Origin of the sequence: Paenibacillus macerans (assembly GCF_900454495.1) — a bacterium.
GTDB lineage: Bacteria > Bacillota > Bacilli > Paenibacillales > Paenibacillaceae > Fontibacillus > Fontibacillus macerans.
Genome location: NZ_UGSI01000001.1, coordinates 3,617,541 through 3,634,486 on the forward strand (window position 1 = coordinate 3,617,541; position 16,946 = coordinate 3,634,486).

Genomic DNA, 16,946 nt, shown 5'->3' on the forward strand with positions numbered 1-16,946 from the left:
CCATCGCGAACGGACCAGGCAGGCCCAGGCTGCCCGCAGACCTTCCGCAAACGAGATTACTCGGCCGCCGGCGCGATTTCCTCGGCGTAGAACAGTTCGTCGCTGCGCGGCTGGAAGTTTACGCGGGCATCCGTACCGTATACCCCTTCCATTTGATACAAATACACCGCCGGACGTTCTTCGGCCAAGATTTGCTGCACCTGCCGGTACTCTTTCTCCCGAGCCGCCGGCTCCATGTTGACCAGCGCTGATTGCAGCAGCTTCTCCACCTCCGGATTGTTGTAATCCGTCTCGCCTTTCGCTTCCTCAAGCAGGTAGCGGGTGTAGTTGTTGGAGGCGTCGAACAGCGAGTTGCCGATCCCGATCATAAAAATTTCCTTAAACGATTTGGAACTGTAACGTTCGCTGAACGCGCTCGGCTCCAGCACATCCAGGTTGATTTTGAAACCGGTCTGATCCAGCATGGCGGCCACCACTTCGGCCTGTTCCTTATATTGCGACGATACGGAAAGCGTTAGCTCCGGGCCGCCGTCCGGGTAACCGGCTTCTTTCAGCAGCTGCTTGGCTTTTTCCTGATCGTACAGCGTCTGTTTGTACAGCGAAGGGTCGGCGCCGAAGTTCCCCGGCGTTACGGAAGTCCGGGTCACAATGCCCGCGCCCCCGGCGATGCTGTCCACAATGCCCTGCTTGTCGATCGCCAGATCGATCGCTTCCCTCACCTTCGGATCGGCGGTCGCGGTGCCTGCGGTATGGCGCAAAATCAACTGCAGCACGCGCTGGGTCGGCGTTTTGACGATTTTTTTGCCGTCCGCGCTCTCGATTCGCGAGATGTCCGTCGACGGAACCCCTGAGATGATATCCACGCCGCCGGCCAGCAGCTCGGATACGCGGGTCGAGGCTTCCGGAATGACGCGGAACACAACGCTGTCCCATTTCGGCTGGCCGCCGAAGTAGCTGTCGTTTTTGATCAGTTCCACGCGGTCATCCTTCAGCCATTTGCTGAATTTGTACGGCCCTGTGCCTACCGGCTGCTTCAGAAAAGCCTCCATGCCGTTCTCCTGAATATATTTGGCCGGCAAAATTCCCGCGCCCATCTTCGACAGCCGGTTCAGCAGCAGCGGGTCCGGTCCGTTGGTCACGATGTCCGCCGTATGCTCGTCCACGACCTTCACTTCCGCGATATTTTTAAAGTAAGAGTGCTGCTTCAAGGTGCTGTCTTTGGCTACCCGCTCAATCGTAAACTTCACGTCTTCGGCGGTGAACGGGTCGCCGTTATGGAACGTCACGCCTTCGCGCAGCTTAAACCGCCAGGTCGTGTCGTCCACCTGCTCCCACGAGGTGGCGAGCCCGGGAACTTTGTCCGCTCCGCCGTCATTTTTCAGCAGGTAGTCAAAGACGTTGACCAGCACCGCTTCGCTGGCCGTATTGTTGTTGTTGTGCGGGTCGAAGCTCTCAATGTCGGTGGCGTTCGCAATCGTCAGCGTTTTGCCGCCGGTCTCCGCCGCCGCGCCGCCATCCTTCGCCGCATCGGGCGCCGCCGCGCTTCCCCCGCCATTGCCGCCGCCGCAAGCCGTGAGCACCACCATCGCGATCAGCAGCGTTAATAAAGCGTTTGTCCATTTATGCTTTCTCATCTGTTCCACTCCTTTTAGAGGTAGTTCAAAAGTCATCTTTTGAAGATATAAGGAAGAATAGGCGTCTTAAGCACAGCTTCTTTATATCGCAAGAAAAACTACCGCTAAACGCGGTCTGGCTTCCTTGAATGTACTTCGATAAAGTTTTTCTTATCACGAAGCAGGTCATGAAGTAGACCCGACATCGAATCTTAAATTCAGCCGGGCCTAAGCATATGCTTCCGAAGTATGTTTCCTGCGGAAACATTTCAGGTGCTCACGTACCCAAAACGTACGCTCCGCTCCTTTCGTCCCTAGCTTCATCCAGCTTTCTCGGTGCTGAAAACCTGACTTTTTGAACTCACATTTTTACAGTTCTCTATTCAAAAAATTCAGCGCAATCGCCGACAGCATGCTTACTCCATAAGGCAAAGCCGTTTCGTCCAGGTCGAACATCGGATGGTGCAGCGGGTACCTCGTCCGCTCCTCGCCGTTTCCCGACCCCAGCCGGAAAAACACCCCCGGAATATGCTCGCAATAAAAAGCGAAATCCTCCCCGCCCGTGGACGGTTTAATGTAGTTCCACACCTTGGAGCCGTAAACTTGCTCACTGGTTGCGGTCATCAGATCGACCATGTCCGGATCGTTGATGACAAGCGGATAACCCGGACCGAACTTCAATTCGTATCCGGCGCCAAACGAAGCGCATACGCCGCTGACCACCTGCTCGACCAGGCCCGGCATCCGTTCCCGCAGCTCCCGGGACAACGTGCGGATCGTGCCCGTCATCTCCACCTCGGGCGCGATAGCCGTTCCCATGTAACCTCCGGAAATTTTGCCGATGGTTACAACCACCGGCTCCAGGGGGTCGACCATGCGGCTGGAGATGTTTTGCAGCGCGCTGATTACTTGCGCGGACACCGCGATGGCGTCGATCCCTTCATGCGGCCGGGCCGCATGGCCGCCTTTCCCCAGTACCTTGACGGTAAAAGCATCGGCCGATGCAAAAGCGACCCCTTTGCTTACGCCAAGCGTCCCCGTGTCCAAGTCGGGGAACATATGCAGCCCCGCGATGGCATCGACCTTGGGATTGTCCAGCACCCCGTCTTCGATCATCGCCCGCGCGCCCGCCAAACCTTCTTCCGCCGGCTGGAAAATAAATTTGATGTTCCCCGCTTTCGGCTTTCCAAGCCCGGTCAGGAGCTGGGCCGCGCCCATCAAAATCGCCGTGTGCGCGTCATGTCCGCATAAATGCGCTTTTCCCGCCACCTGCGAGCTGTAATCCGCCGTCTTCTGATCCTGGATCGGGAGCGCGTCCATGTCCGCCCGCAGGCCGATCGTCGGTCCCGGCTTTTCGCCCCGCAGCAGCCCTACGACGCCGGTCCCGCCCACATTCCGGGTCACTTCCAGGTCCAGCTTTTCCAGATGCCCGGCAACAATCGCCGATGTGCGGAACTCCTCGTACCCCGTTTCCGGGTGGCGGTGAAAATCCCTGCGCCAGGCGGTCAGCTGCTCTTGAAGCGGTTTTGTCCGTTGCAAAAGCTCTTTAATTTCCATTAACTCCACGGTCTCCTTCCTAGTCCCCGGCCACCACGCGGGCGTAAATGGCCTCTGCGGCAAAGCTGATATGTCGTTTCATCACGGCGCGCGATTGGTGTTTGTCGCGGGCCTCGAGCGCTGCGAGAATCTCCTTGTGCTCCCCGCAGTTAGCCGAACGCACATTTTCGTCGTAAGGCATCAGATCGAGCGCGGGATTAATCCTAGTCCGAATCTTTCGGACCGCCGCCTCGCAGTAGGGGTTGCCCGAAGCCTTGGCGATGGTCAGATGAAATTTGACGTCCAGCGCCCGGAACCATTCCCGCGTACAGTCCGGTTCCAAGCTCTGTTCCAGATAGCTTTGGAGGAGCTTCAGCTCGCCTGCGGTGATCCGCTCAGCGGCAAGAAAAGCGCTCTCCGGCTCCACAATCGACCGGTATTCGAACACCTTTTGCATCTGATTCCAATCCCGCCTGATCTCCTCCCGGGTTCGCTTATGGGCGTAGGCCGTCGCCGGCAGGATAAACGTTCCCCCCTTGGCCCCGACCCGCTTCTCAATGAGGCCCTTGGCCTCCAACGCGGCAAGCGCCTCGCGCACCGTAATGCGGCTGGCATTAAAAATCTCCGCAAGCTCCCTTTCGGACGGAAGCTGATCCTCGCTCATAAATTCTTTCAGGATGATCGCTTCCTCCAGCTGCTCCTTGATGAATTCGCTGACCTTTTTGGTCGATACCTTCTCAAAGGGCAGGGGAAATTGAATCGACATATTTAACACTCCGATCTATTAATGGTCTAGATCTTATACCATTACTATAATACCAAGTAAACTGATATGCAATCTAAAATTTTATTTTCAACATTTTGGGTGAATTAGATTCGAATCCCTTGTTTTATAATTTCTACACTATCTTAGGAATCCCTTGGTATCGGAGTAAATGTGCGGGGACGGCCGTTTTCCGGTGAATTTGGCTTGACCTGAAATGCTTTTCATACTTTATAGTAGAGGTAATAGTGAAATGTTCGTTTTTTAATATGAGATTAAGAGGAGGCAACATGAGCTACAAAATCGTATTTTTTGACATTGACGGAACATTGGTAAACGAACAGAAAGAAATTCCGGAATCCGCCCTGCAGGCTGTGCTTGAGCTAAAGCGCAAGGGGATTGAGACGGTCATCGCCACGGGAAGGGCGCCTTATTTCATTACGAAAATTGCCGGACGGCTGGGCATAGATTCGTTTGTCTGCCTGAACGGCGCCTACGTCGTATACAAGGGATGCCCGGTCGTAGAGTATACGATTCCCAAGGAGCACCTTGAACCGCTGGTCGAGCGGGCGGGAAAACATAATCACTACCTGGTTTATCAAGGCAAAGAAGCTTACTTCTCCAACGCCAAACAGCATCCTGCTTTGCTGCAGTCGGTCTCTTCCTTAAAGGTAGAGCTCCCGGGTTACGATCCGGACTTCTGGCGGCATTCCGACGTATACCAGGCTTTTTTGCACTGCACGGCAGAGGAGGAGCATCTATATACGAGCGATATCCCTCATTTGCGGTTTGTCCGCTGGCATAGGCACGCCATGGATGTCATGCCTGTGGGTGGCTCCAAAGCGCGGGGCATTCAGGACTTGCTCCAGCACTTGGAGGTAAGCCCCAAAGAAGTCGTAGCCTTCGGCGACGGGCTTAACGACAGGGAAATGCTGACTCTCGCCGGGCTGGGCATAGCCATGGGGAACGGTCACGAGCAGCTCAAAGCTTGCGCGGATTACACCACCACCGACGTGGACAATGACGGGATCGCCAACGGCTTAAAATATGCGGGATTGCTGTAGATTTATGCGCTTGAACCGATGGCCCAGGCGAGCGGTACAACGCTAAACATCCAAGGAAAAGGTCCGCCAGACCTATCTGAGAAACTCCTGTAAAAACATAAGGACATAAAATGTCGTTATTCCGGCGCTATCCGTTCATTTGAGAGAAATAGAGGCCATTTATGTCGCTATTTTCTCGGATCACAAGGAAATGCCCGCGTTCTGGACCCTTCATAGAAAAATAGGGACAAAAAGTGCCGCTAATGGGGGATGAGCCTGGCTGGTTCCGGATAATAAGAGCATAAAGTTCCGCTATTTGGGAGGCTGGCTGCCTTGGTTGTCCAAGTAGTCGGCTGTCAAGCAACGATTATTAGATTGAGCGCAATAAAACGCCCGACGGTGCCCCTGAGCTTTTTCAAAGGCACGCCGTCGGGCGTTTTTCCCTATCTGCCGCCGGGGAACCGCAAGAATTCCGGATCGCCGGAAACAAGCAGCGTCATAGCGGAAGAGCATCCGATATTTCCCCGGTCAGATTCTCCGGGGCCGCAAATGGAGGTAAAGCGGCGGTCCGTCGGCAAAATCGCGATGGGTCACCTTGACAAACTCGCCTTCCCGCTCAATGAGCGGGGACATCTCGCTGTCATTGGGCGTCTCGGCCCCGGCCGCTAAGGACATGACCAGCCGCCGTTTGTCCTCGGCATACTTTTTGTGCGGCATTTTGGGACGCCTGAACGCCTATGGGAAAGGCGCAGCCAAAAATGCCGCACATTTTAACGTGCGGCACCTTGCCGGTTCAGCCTACGCCAAGGCCTCCCGCCGGATCCGTTCCAGCAAAGCCCGGCAGCCCTGCTGCACCATCTCGTAAACCTCCTCGAAATTGCCCGTATAATACGGGTCGGGCACTTCCTTGATTTTCGAGTCGGGAACAAGGTCGAGCAGCTTCCATATTTGGGCATCCGTCTGGCGCGCCAGCGCTCTCAAATCCCGCTCGTTTTGGTTGTCCATGGCGATGATATAGTCGAAATCCGAGAAATCCGCAGGCGCGACCTGTCTGGCCCGCAGCCCTTCGTACGATATTCCGTACTGGTCCAAAATCCGGCGTGTGCCGTGATGCGGCGGATTGCCGGTATGCCAGTTGCCCGTTCCCGCCGAATCGATGCGAAACCGGCCGCTTAAATCCGCTTCGGCCACCAGATGCCGGAACACGGCTTCGGCCATCGGCGAACGGCAGATGTTTCCGAGGCACACAAACAAAACGCCGATCGGTTGTTGCTTGTCCTTCATTACGCTTTCCCCCCTGGTCAGATATTACTATAGGATTTCCGTCAGAACAACCTGCCGGTGATTTTTACGGTTGGGGGCCACTCTAAACGGCAGCAAAAGGCCCTGCCCGGGAGTATCCTCCCGGGCAGGGCCTCTATGAAGACGACGCTGGGCTGCCCCCGGTTGGGCAAATCCGCCGTCCCCGGGACAAACGCTACTCTTTCCGCACGACCGGAATCCAGATTTCGCTTTTGTACGTCGGCGAGGTGACGTCTGGGCTTTCGTTCCAGAGAATTTCCGGCCCTTCGGCCAGCTCGTAATTTACGGACGGGAACCACTCGGCGTATATTCGTCCCCAAACGTTTTGCAGTGTCTCGGGGAACGGCCCCACCGCTGTGAACACCGCCCATGTCGAAGCAGCGACTTCAAGCGATGCCAGATGAGCGGGACAGTCCCGCGTAGTGGCGACGCCGATATAGTGATCGAGTTCCCCTTGCTCCTTCATCCGGCCCTCCGAAAAATTCGCCGACGCGCTGATCATCCCGGCCGGCTCCACATTGGACAGCCCTTTCAGGAGCCGAATGGTCTCCTCGTCCAAGCTCTGCCACATTTCCGCGATCTGCGGATTGACACCGTGAAATTGGATCGGCACTCGTTTGGATAACCCCACAATCCGAAAAGCCTCTTTTTCCACAATACGATAGTTCATTTCGCTTCCTCCTTGAACGGTAAATTGGAAGGTCATACGCGGATAAGCTTTTAACGGTTGGCCTGGATTTCTCGCTTCGGACGGCATGATGCCGTGCATGACTTGAAACGCCCGGGCGAAAGCGTCCGCCGAGCCGTATCCGTATTTTACCGCTACGTCGATAATCCGGACATCTTGATGCTGCAGCTCGAACGCGGCCAGCGTCAGCCGCCTGCGGCGAATGTATTCGGACAACGTCACGCCGGCCAGAAAAGAAAACATCCGCTTGAAGTGATATTCCGAACAAACGGCGAGCCTGGCCGCTTCCTTATAATCGATTTCATCCGCCAGATGCTGCTCGATATAGTTTAAAGCGGCGTTTAAGTTTTTAAGCGAATCCATCGTCTGTACCTCCTTCACATTCACAGGATAACAGGATCAAGCTGGCCCGATCCGACTTTTCGTGCCCGAAAATAACGGGGGTGTTCATCTTGTGCTGCAGCCGGTTGGAGCAGCGGGCGTTTGGAGCAGCAGCGGGTTTTACCGCGTGCAAGCCCGGTAAGCGGTCGGGGAAATCCCCGTATGCGCCTTAAATTGGCGGGAGAAATGAGAGAGCTGCATGCCGAGCCGTTCGGCGATTTCGGCGATGCTCTCGTCGGTATACGTCAGCAGCCGCTTGGCTTCTTCCATTCGCTTGCGCTGCACGTAGTGCATCGGGGTGACGCCCATAATTTTTTTAAAATACGGGATAAAATAATTCGGATGCAGGTGGGCGATATCGGCCAGCGCTTCGATCTCTATCGGCTCGTGCAGGTGCTCCTGAATATACTTCAGCACGCCCGCCAGCTTGTTCCGCTCCGTAAACTGCATATAATCCTTCAAAAAGTCCCGGTATCCCCCTTCCTCCAGGCAGCAGGCCAACAAATTGAGCAGTCCGGCCTGGAGCCTTAAGCCCGCAAACGGCCCGCCCGCCTGGAACAGACCGATCATCGTCTCAAACGTCGTACGGACAAATTCCGGGTCGCGGACATCGCTGATGTACAGCTTGCTCCCCGCGTGAAACAGCGGCCACTCCCCCACCTGCGCGTCGAAATGGCAAAAATACCGGGTATACGGATTGTCCGGTGCGGTGAAGGTCGTTTGGCTCGATCCCGCCGGCATGATCATCAGTTGGTTCGGCCGCGGATAATACGTGGTTCCGTTGATGACCACCGCACCCTCGCCTTGGGCGATAAAATACAGCCGGTTGAAGCTCGGGGCTTGCTCCGCCCGGTTCCAGCCGGGGAACCCGCTTTTAAGCTGGACATGCGTTACCGTTACGGTCAGGCTTTCGGGCAGCCGCCCGGCCAGTTGCTCGGCTTCTTTCATAGGAATTATCGTCTCCCTCGTTTCCTTTGATCGTGGGTCCGGCAATTTACGGATTAATTTTGCAAGCACTTTCATTGGTTGTTTGATGTTCTTATTGTAGCATCGCGTTTTTACCAAATACACCTTAATTTTGTGCAAAATACCCTTAATCTTTGCCATTCTCATCGTTTGGAATTCAAGCTAAGCTAAGGGGGCATGAGATACATACTCGGCGGTTTAAAAACGGTAGCGGAGAGGGGAGCTTAAGGAGATTCGCCGTTACCGAACGGAACATCCCTCCACCCAAAAATTCGAGAAAGGCAGGGAGCATCATGGACAAAGTACGGTTTGGCATCATCGGTATCGGAAATATGGGGACGTCGCACGCGCTCTCTTTGATAGGCGACATTAAGGGGGCGGAGCTGACGGCCGTATGCGATTGGAACCCGGAAAGGCTGAACTGGGCAAAGGAGCGATTGCCGAGTGCGGTGCGCGCTTTTGACCAGGCGGAAGCCTTTTTCGCTGCGCGGGTTATGGACGCCGTGTTGATCGCAACGCCGCATTACGATCACCCGACGCTGGCGGTGCAGGCTTTTGAGAGCGGTTACCATGTGCTCGTGGAAAAGCCGGCCGGCGTGTACACCAAAGCGGTCCGCGAAATGAACGAAGCCGCCGCGAAATCCGGCAAGCGGTTCGGGATCATGTACAATCAGCGGACGAACCCGCTGTATGCGAAGCTGCGCGATCTAGTACTGTCCGGGGAGCTCGGAACGATCCGCAGGACGAACTGGATCATCACGAACTGGTATCGGTCGCAAAGCTACTATGATTCCGGCGGCTGGCGGGCGACCTGGGCCGGGGAAGGCGGCGGCGTGCTGCTGAACCAGGACCCGCACCAGCTTGACCTGTGGCAGTGGACGACCGGAATGATGCCGAAGCGGGTGCGGGCTTTTTGCCATTTCGGGAAGCACCGCAGCATCGAGGTCGAGGATGACGTCACCGCCTATGTGGAATACGAAAACGGCGCAACCGGCCTGTTCGTCACGACCACCGGCGAAACGCCGGGGACGAACCGGTTCGAGCTGGCGGGGGACAATGGGAAGATCGTCGTCGAGGACGGCAAGCTGACGTTTTGGCGCCTGCGCGTGCCGGAGCCGAAGTTCAACGCCGAATATACCGGCGGATTCGGGCAGCCGGAATGCTGGAAATGCGAAATCCCCGTGGAAGGCGGCATAGGTCCCCAGCACAAAGGCATCCTGCAAAATTTCACCAACGCGGTGCTGCACGGCGAACCGCTCTTGGCTCCGGGGGAAGAAGGCATCCTCGGCCTGACGATTTCCAACGCCATGCACCTGTCCGCCTGGACGGAGGATTGGGTGCAGCTGCCGCTCGATGAAGATTTATTCTACGAAAAGCTGCAGGAAAAAATCAAAACCTCGGTGTACCGCAAGGGCAGCGGGGGCGCAGGCGGCGGCAGAGTGCTGGACGTGTCGGGTACTCACTAACGGAGAGGCCAACTGGTTGGGCGAGGCTGATGGGGTTTGTAGAGGCAGATGGAGTTAGTGGAGGTTGATGGAGTTGGTAGAGGTTGGTGGGTGCTGGTGATCTGGGGGATCGGGCGATTGGGCGGGTAGGTGAACGGGTGGATGGACGGGTGGATGGACGGTTAGGCGGTTGGACGGGCGGTTGGACGGACGGGCGGTTGGACGGACGGGTGGATGAACGGTTAGGCGGTTGGACGTAAAAATAGCGGTAAAAAATGTCGTTATTTATTTTGTCCTCTACCTATTCAGGAAAATAAGGGAAAATTATGTCGCTATTTAAGGGACTGAGTGGAAAAATGCCCGTTCAGCCGGGGTTGCTCTAAAAATAGAGACAAAATTTGCCGCTATCTGAGTACAAAGCTCATGACGCTGCAAAATAAGGCCATAAAATGCCGCTATTTTTCCCCAACTATTCCCCTAGTACCTTTCCCTGCTACTTTTCCCTGCTACCTTTCCCTACTACTTCCCGATACTACTTTTCCCTACCACCTTTCCCTGCCACAGTAACCAATGCACCCCATTTTCATATCAGCCCCCCCCTATCTAAGAAAGCCGCCGTGCTAGTCCGACCGACCTGTTTTATGTATGCCGACAAGCTTATACCTAAGGATTACACCAAAGGAGGAGCGATGTAAGATGAAATTGTCCGTGTTTACGGTGGCCACGCCGGATTTGACGCCGGAGGAGCTGGTTCTGACGGCGCGGGAAGCCGGGCTGGATGGCGTCGAGTGGCGCTTCAAGGGGGTGCCCGCCGAAGCCAAGGATGAAGCGCCGTCGTTTTGGCGCAACAACCTGTGCTCGATTGACCCAGGACTTTCGGATACAGAAATGCTGCGGTTCAAGGAGATTACGGAGGCGCAGGGCCTGGAGGTCGTTAGCGTAACGCCGTACTTAAATTCCTTGAACCTGGAGGAGACGGATCGGGCCTTTCGGGCCGCCCGTCTGCTCGGGGCGAAGATGATCCGCGTCGGAGCGGCCGGCTACGACGGGTCTACACCCTATCCTGAACTGTACGAGGCCACCGTCCGCTATTTAAAGGAAGCCGAGCGGATGGCGAAGCAGTACGGGGTCAAAGGCGTTGTGGAAACGCATCACAATACGATCGCGCCAAGCGCCGGGCTCGCCCACCGGCTGGTCAGTCACTGTGATCCGGAATATATCGGCGTGCTGTTTGATCCCGGCAACATGGTGCATGAAGGGTATGAACGGTTCAAAATGGGGCTGGAGCTGCTCGGTCCTTATTTAGCGCATGTGCACGTGAAAAATGCCGTTTGGACGCAGGACGGCGCACGCGCGGACGGGACGGCCGGCTGGCGTTCCGAGTGGGCCCCGCTGGCAAGCGGGATCGTCGATTTCCGCACACTTCTCTATGACCTGAAATCCGCAGGTTATGACGGCTGCCTCGGCATCGAGGATTTCAGCGGCCAGTACGATTCCAAAACGCTGCTCAAAGCGTTTGCCGAATTTATGCGCGAAAGGATGTAAAACCGATGAACGAACCCTTCGAAAAGAACCCGACGACTCCGTCGAGCCCGTCGAGTCCGTCGAGTCCGTCGAATCCATCAAATCCGTCGAATCCATCAAACCCATCGAGTCCATCAAATCCATCGAATCCGACGAGTCCAATGAAGGCGCACGTCCCAGACCAGCAAAATGGCGGCGACTCCTCGCCCTCGTCCTCTCTCCAGCCCGAGTCTTTTCAGACGAGCGACGGCATGAATTACGCGCCGAAAGGACGGCCAAACCCCGTTGTGGGGCCGGGCGAGTTCGTGTTCGCGGCCGTCGCCCTCGACCATGGCCACATCTACGGCATGTCCGGCGGGCTGGTCGAAGCCGGGGCCACCCTGAAATGGGTCTATGATCCCGACCCGGCCAAGGTGAAGGCGTTCTCCGCGCAGTTTCCCCAGGCCGCTGCGGCCGACAGCCTCGAGCAGGTGCTTGCCGATCCCGAGGTCAAGCTGGTCGCGGCCGCGGCCGTCCCATCGGAACGCGGTCCGCTCGGCCTGCGGGTGATGGATGCGGGCAAAGACTATTTTACCGACAAAACGCCGTTTACGAGCCTGGACCAACTGGAAGCCGCCAGACAAAAGACGCGCGAGACGGGCAAAAAATACGCCGTCTATTACAGCGAGCGCCTTCACGTCGAATCCGCCGTGTACGCCGGCCAATTGGTCCGGGATGGAGCGATCGGCCGGGTGATTCAGATAACGGGCTTCGGTCCCCATCGCCTGAACGCCGCCTCGCGTCCGGAGTGGTTTTTCCGGAAAGAAAAATACGGCGGCATTCTCTGCGACATCGGCAGCCATCAAATCGAGCAGTTTCTGTACTACACCGGCTGCCAGGATGCGCAGGTGCTGCACAGCAAAGTCGCCAATTACCATCACCCGGAATACCCCGAGCTGGAGGATTACGGGGACGCCACCCTAGTCGGGGATAACGGGGCCACGCAGTATTTTCGCGTCGACTGGTTTACGCCGGACGGGCTCGGCACCTGGGGCGACGGGCGGACGTTTATTTTGGGCACCGAAGGGTACATCGAGCTGCGAAAATACACCGATATCGCCCGGGACGCCGGCGGCGATCACGTTTATCTCGTCAACCGGAGCGGGGAGCATTATTTTAACGTTCGCGGGCAGGTCGGCTACCCGTATTTCGGCGAGCTGATTTTCGACTGCATCCACCGGACGGAAAATGCCATGACCCAAGAGCATGCCTTTAAGGCCGCAGAATTATGCCTGAAAGCGCAGCAGCAAGCGTTGCGAATTTCTTAAGGAACGGAAGGGATTAGCGATGCGGGAACAAACAGGGGCGGCGATCGTCGGCTGCGGAACGATTTTTCCGGTACATGCCGGGGCTGTTAGCCGAATGAAAACCGCCAGCTTGAAGCTGGTCGTCGACACCGACAGGAGCAAAGCGGAGCAAGCCGCGGCCGAATACGGCTGTGAAGCGGCAGCGGATTATCGCGCCATTCTGGAACGTGACGACATTCAGGTCGTTCACTTATGTACGCCCCACCATTTGCATGCGGAAATGGCGGAAGCTCTGCTTCAAGCAGGCAAACATGTGCTGTGCGAAAAACCGCTGGCCCATAACTTGCAGGCGGCGGAGCGGCTGCTCAAGACTGCGCAGGAAGCGCCCGCTCAACTTGGCATCGTGTTTCAAAACCGGTATAATGCGGCATCGCAAAAAATCCGGGAGGTGATCGATTCCGGCGCATTGGGCAAGCTGCTCGGCATGAAGGGAATCGTCACCTGGAACCGGGGCCGCGATTATTATGCCGGCAGCCCATGGCGGGGACGCTGGGAAACCGAAGGCGGCGGCGTGCTGATCAATCAGGCCATCCACACGCTTGATTTGCTGCAGTGGTTCGGCGGCGCCATCGCCTCCGTCCAGGGCAGCGTCACGACGGACGCCCTCGCCGATGCGATCGAGGTGGAAGACACCGCGCATGCCGGCATCGCCTTCAAAAACGGGGCTTGGGCTATTTTTTACGCAACCAATGCTTTCGTCGCCAATTCCCCTGTTGAACTGGAGCTCGTCTTTGAAACAGGAGCGCTCCACCAGCGGGATAACCGCCTTTATTTGAGGCAAAACGGCGCGGAAACCCGCCTGGATGAGCCTGCTTCGGGCCAAAACGCGAGTATCGTTCCAGGGAAGGCGTATTGGGGCGGCAGCCATGAGCTGCTGATTTCCGATTTTTACGATCATGTCCGGGAAGGACGCAAATTTGGGATTGATGGAACGGAAGGGATTAAAACGCTGCGGATGATCTCGGAGCTGTATCGTTCATCGCAAACGCGCCGTTCGAGATAAGCGGGAGCGGATGAAAGGGCTTGCCGCCGGAATGCCGGGCACTCCGGCAGCGATGGATTATTTGCGGAACAAATAAAAAACGCCGTCCTGGAATGAGGTGAGAAGCGCTGCATATGACCATCCAATTACAGCAGTCTTCTCATCTTCATCAGGATCGGCGTGAGTAGGGACCCGCGTTTCTTTTCGCGCGGAACCTCATTCCGCATCGACTTGGCCCGCTCTTTGGCCTGCTCTTTGGCTAGCCGCCGCATCTGCTCAGCTAACCTGCACCTCTCCATCTCCATCTGAAGATCACGGATATGTTGTTTGGCAATATCCAGGTTGTTGATGTTCATTCATTTCATCTCCATTCTTTATGACTCCGGGCGGCCTGCACCAATGCTCCGGTTTGGCATTCCGCTTTGTCGCCCTTTCTCATCATAAAGCTCCCAATGCGGTAATGCCAGGTACAAAACGGCTTTATTTCTTTTTTCCAGAGACGCCAAAAACCGGCCTCTCGTTTATTCGGAGAGGTCGGCTTTAGCATTTTGCTTGCGCCGGGTTAGGAGATTCCCTTCACCAGTTGGCCAAGGGCTTCTTGAATAGGCTTTAGCGGGCGGCCGAGCACTTTTTCGAAATCGTTGCTTTCAACTTCCAAAGTGCCTTCGCGAATGCCTTGTTGAATCCCTACCAGCATCGGGATTACGAAGTCGGGCACGCCGGCGGCTTTCATGATGTCCGCGTAAGCGGCGTCGTCCACTTGCTGCACTTGCACATCCTTACCCAACACAGCGCCTAGCGCGGAAGCCAGTTCTTCCTGGGTCAACAGCTTGCCGGAGAGCTCGTAGATCGTATTTTCGTGACCGTCTCCCGTCAATACCGCCGCCGCCGCTTCCGCGTATTCTTGTTGAAGCGCCCAGCCTACCTTGCCGTTTCCTGCCGAAGTCACCCAAGGGGCCCCGGACAAAACAGCCTGAATGGTCGAAGTTTCATTTTCCAGGTACCAGTTGTTGCGCAGGAAAGAATAAGGAATTCCCGTTTTCAAAATTGCTTCTTCGGTTGCCTTATGCGTTGGAGCCAGCATGTTTTTGCTTGCTTGGGCATTGGCGATGCTCGTATAAGCAATAAATTTGACCCCGGCGCGCTCGGCGGCCGTTACGGCAGTTTGGTGCTGCCGGATTCTTGTTTCATTGTCGCCATCCGCAGAAATGAGCAGTAAACGTTCAACGCCTTTAAAGGCCGCTTCCAACGTTTCCGGACGGTCAAAATCGCCCTGCCGCACCTCTACGCCCCGCGCCTTAAGCCCTTCCGCTTTCTCCGGGTTGCGCACGCTGACCGCCAGATCGCTGGCCGGTACGGACTTAAGCAGCGTCTCAACCACTTTCGTTCCCAGTTTTCCCGTTGCGCCAGTCACTAAAATTTTCATCGGCTTTTCCTCCATTAAATTGGTGTAGTTCATTTCGTTATAACACATTCGGTTACAACGAATGTATAAATAAAAGCTCTTATGTGAGCTTTTATTGAAACTTTTCGATAATCTGGCCCAGCGTCGTTTGCGCCAGCCTATATTCCATCGCCAATTGGGCGTCCTTCAATTCCGCTTGCAGGACGTTTTCGATATTCCGTCCCACGAGACAAGCAATATTGGAATTTTCATGAATGCGGAACAACTGGTTCTCCTCCGCCACATTCACGGCCCGATATACATCCAGGAGCGTGATCCGGTCCGGTTCCTTGAGCAAAGCGGCTCCTCCCACCCCTGGCCGCACCTCCACCAATCCCGCTTTTTTCAGCATTCCCATAATTCTCCGGATGATCACGGGATTTGTGTTCACGCTGCCGGCGATAAAATCCCCGGTGCAATCCGGCGTGACCGCAATGAGGGAAAGGGTGTGCACGGCAATCGAAAAGCGCGTACTGATCTGCTTCATAGGGTATCACCACCGTTGTAACCAGTATAGTTACAAACATTCATTTTGTCAACTTCCTCAAACTCACACTGCAATATGCCGTGCTGACGCTTTGGGCTGTTAAAGCATTACCGCCGCGCTCACTTATAAGGGTAGAACGGGAGCAAAAATAACAACCGCTTTTTTGGGATTTTTTTGCCCCATCCCCTTTGGCGAAAAAAAGCCGGCAATAGTGCCGGTTTTTAGCAGAGCGTACGCTTCAGGAACTTTTCATCATCCGGGACATCTCCTTGATCATTTTCCGCTTCCATTTGTTCACTCCTTGTTGCGTCATATTCAGCTCGCGGGCAACTTCCCCTTCTGTCTTGTCCTGCAGATATATTTTGTAGATGATCTCTTTTCCCGTGTCGGAGGGAAGTGCGTTAATCAACTGTTTCACAACGATTTTGTCATCAGAAGACGAGGTGAAGCAAGTTTCCGACGGTTCGAATCCGTTGAACGAACATTCCCGCTTCCTTACCAATTTGGCTCTGTACTGAATCCTCCAAGCGATTCGATAAACTTCTTTCCGATATTGCTCGTACACGGTTGGCTGTTCTTTCATAACTACTTCCCCCTTTCATCCAACTTCTACTTATAGGGAAATCCAGAGGGGCGATTCACAACCAAAAATGCTTAGGTAATTAGTATCATTTCATTTTTTTCTAATTACTGGTTGTAATTATGGTCATTTGATTATGGAGGAATTGAAGAAAGTTTAAAGAAAATATATAGGATGGCTAGTCCGAAAAAAAGGTTGGAAAGGGGTACAACATGCATTTCCATCTGAATGAAGCGATTGAGGTTCTGGAGCGTACGCCGCAGGCGCTGGAGCAGTTCTTATCCGGCTTGTCCGAAGCATGGCTCCGGTGCAATGAAGGCGAGGGAACCTGGAGTGTCTCGGAAGTGATCGATCACCTGATCGAGGGGGAAAAAAGCAATTGGCTGCCGCGGCTTAAGTCGATACTCCAGGACGATAACAGCACCCCGTTCCCTCCTTTCGACCGGGACGCACATTTGAAAAATAAACCGGAAACATCCATCGAACATCGGCTACGGGAATTCAAAGAACTCCGAACGCAACACATCGTTAAAATCAAAGAGCTCGTCGACCCAGCTTCGCATCTTGAACGAACAGGTTTACATCCGGCGTTTGGTGAAGTCAAGTTAAGGGAACTGCTGTCCACGTGGGTAGTGCACGATTTGACACACCTTGCCCAAATCGCCAGAGTCATGGCCAACAGATACAGGGCCGACGTCGGGCCTTGGGTGGAGTATTTGGGGATATTGAATAGGTAATCGAAAAATGCAGAAAAGCGGCAAGCCATGCCGCTTTGAATATTGTTTGGCCTAGTAAAAAAGAAATGCCCGCCTGGTTGTTCGTCCGGTTAGCGGGCCCGTTTTTCTT

18 protein-coding genes are annotated in these 16,946 nt (G+C 55.2%); 7 read left to right on the forward strand and 11 right to left on the reverse strand.

Annotated elements, in window-relative coordinates; all coding sequences use genetic code 11:
- Positions 1-56: 56 nt before the first annotated feature.
- The 3 genes from DYE26_RS16305 to DYE26_RS16315 all read right to left on the reverse strand — a co-directional run bounded on the left by DYE26_RS16305 (position 57) and on the right by DYE26_RS16315 (position 3,915).
- On the reverse strand, positions 57-1,634 hold the full coding sequence (locus DYE26_RS16305) for an ABC transporter substrate-binding protein (protein ID WP_036625507.1): 1,578 nt from the start codon (positions 1,632-1,634) through the stop codon (positions 57-59).
- A gap of 348 nt (positions 1,635-1,982) precedes the next feature.
- A complete protein-coding gene (locus tag DYE26_RS16310) occupies positions 1,983-3,170 on the reverse strand; it encodes a M20 metallopeptidase family protein (protein WP_036625509.1) in 1,188 nt (395 codons plus the stop codon).
- 19 nt (positions 3,171-3,189) lie between these two features.
- Positions 3,190-3,915 (reverse strand): FadR/GntR family transcriptional regulator, encoded by a 726-nt coding sequence (locus tag DYE26_RS16315; RefSeq protein ID WP_036625510.1) that lies wholly within the window; start codon positions 3,913-3,915, stop codon positions 3,190-3,192.
- A 287-nt stretch (positions 3,916-4,202) separates the two neighbouring features.
- On the opposite strand from DYE26_RS16315, the gene DYE26_RS16320 reads away from it, so the two are divergent.
- Positions 4,203-4,976: a Cof-type HAD-IIB family hydrolase gene (locus DYE26_RS16320; RefSeq protein ID WP_036625513.1), complete on the forward strand. Its 774-nt coding sequence runs from the start codon at positions 4,203-4,205 to the stop codon at positions 4,974-4,976.
- Positions 4,977-5,483: 507 nt separating this feature from the next.
- Here the strand turns inward: DYE26_RS16320 and DYE26_RS16325 are convergent.
- From DYE26_RS16325 to DYE26_RS16340, 4 genes are all read right to left on the reverse strand, one after another.
- Positions 5,484-5,672, reverse strand: coding sequence for a hypothetical protein (locus DYE26_RS16325; RefSeq protein WP_036625515.1), 189 nt, complete (start codon positions 5,670-5,672; stop codon positions 5,484-5,486).
- Positions 5,673-5,753: 81 nt separating this feature from the next.
- Positions 5,754-6,239, reverse strand: coding sequence for a low molecular weight protein-tyrosine-phosphatase (locus tag DYE26_RS16330; protein WP_036625518.1), 486 nt, complete (start codon positions 6,237-6,239; stop codon positions 5,754-5,756).
- A gap of 193 nt (positions 6,240-6,432) precedes the next feature.
- Positions 6,433-7,308: an AraC family transcriptional regulator gene (locus DYE26_RS16335; protein ID WP_036625521.1), complete on the reverse strand. Its 876-nt coding sequence runs from the start codon at positions 7,306-7,308 to the stop codon at positions 6,433-6,435.
- A gap of 138 nt (positions 7,309-7,446) precedes the next feature.
- Entirely contained in the window at positions 7,447-8,274 is an 828-nt protein-coding gene (locus DYE26_RS16340) for an AraC family transcriptional regulator (RefSeq protein ID WP_036625524.1), read from the reverse strand.
- 311 nt (positions 8,275-8,585) lie between these two features.
- Between DYE26_RS16340 and DYE26_RS16345 the strand changes: the two genes are divergently transcribed.
- The 5 genes from DYE26_RS16345 to DYE26_RS16360 all read left to right on the forward strand — a co-directional run bounded on the left by DYE26_RS16345 (position 8,586) and on the right by DYE26_RS16360 (position 13,610).
- On the forward strand, positions 8,586-9,758 hold the full coding sequence (locus DYE26_RS16345) for a Gfo/Idh/MocA family protein (protein WP_036625526.1): 1,173 nt from the start codon (positions 8,586-8,588) through the stop codon (positions 9,756-9,758).
- Between the two features lie 83 nt (positions 9,759-9,841).
- A complete protein-coding gene (locus DYE26_RS33480) occupies positions 9,842-9,997 on the forward strand; it encodes a hypothetical protein (protein ID WP_155619986.1) in 156 nt (51 codons plus the stop codon).
- 436 nt (positions 9,998-10,433) lie between these two features.
- Positions 10,434-11,282 (forward strand): sugar phosphate isomerase/epimerase family protein, encoded by an 849-nt coding sequence (locus DYE26_RS16350; protein ID WP_036625528.1) that lies wholly within the window; start codon positions 10,434-10,436, stop codon positions 11,280-11,282.
- A gap of 230 nt (positions 11,283-11,512) precedes the next feature.
- Positions 11,513-12,568, forward strand: a complete 1,056-nt coding sequence (locus DYE26_RS16355) for a Gfo/Idh/MocA family protein (protein WP_036625530.1) — start codon at positions 11,513-11,515, stop codon at positions 12,566-12,568.
- A 19-nt stretch (positions 12,569-12,587) separates the two neighbouring features.
- Entirely contained in the window at positions 12,588-13,610 is a 1,023-nt protein-coding gene (locus DYE26_RS16360) for a Gfo/Idh/MocA family protein (RefSeq protein ID WP_036625532.1), read from the forward strand.
- Positions 13,611-13,735: 125 nt separating this feature from the next.
- Here DYE26_RS16360 and DYE26_RS16365 read toward each other — a convergent pair whose 3' ends face one another.
- The 4 genes from DYE26_RS16365 to DYE26_RS16380 form a co-directional block, all read right to left on the reverse strand.
- Complete coding sequence (locus DYE26_RS16365; protein WP_036625534.1) at positions 13,736-13,945, reverse strand: hypothetical protein; 210 nt, start codon at positions 13,943-13,945, stop codon at positions 13,736-13,738.
- A 206-nt stretch (positions 13,946-14,151) separates the two neighbouring features.
- Positions 14,152-15,015: an SDR family oxidoreductase gene (locus DYE26_RS16370; protein ID WP_036625535.1), complete on the reverse strand. Its 864-nt coding sequence runs from the start codon at positions 15,013-15,015 to the stop codon at positions 14,152-14,154.
- A gap of 91 nt (positions 15,016-15,106) precedes the next feature.
- Positions 15,107-15,520, reverse strand: a complete 414-nt coding sequence (locus DYE26_RS16375; RefSeq protein WP_036625536.1) for an Rrf2 family transcriptional regulator — start codon at positions 15,518-15,520, stop codon at positions 15,107-15,109.
- 238 nt (positions 15,521-15,758) lie between these two features.
- Positions 15,759-16,103 carry a hypothetical protein gene (locus DYE26_RS16380; protein WP_036625538.1) on the reverse strand — a complete coding sequence of 115 codons (345 nt, stop codon included), beginning with the start codon at positions 16,101-16,103 and terminating at the stop codon, positions 15,759-15,761.
- Positions 16,104-16,312: 209 nt separating this feature from the next.
- Here DYE26_RS16380 and DYE26_RS16385 point away from each other — a divergent pair, with 209 nt between their 5' ends.
- The gene (locus DYE26_RS16385; RefSeq protein ID WP_036625539.1) at positions 16,313-16,837 is read left to right on the forward strand and encodes a DinB family protein; all 525 of its coding nucleotides are present in this window, start codon (positions 16,313-16,315) and stop codon (positions 16,835-16,837) included.
- Positions 16,838-16,946 lie beyond the last annotated feature (109 nt).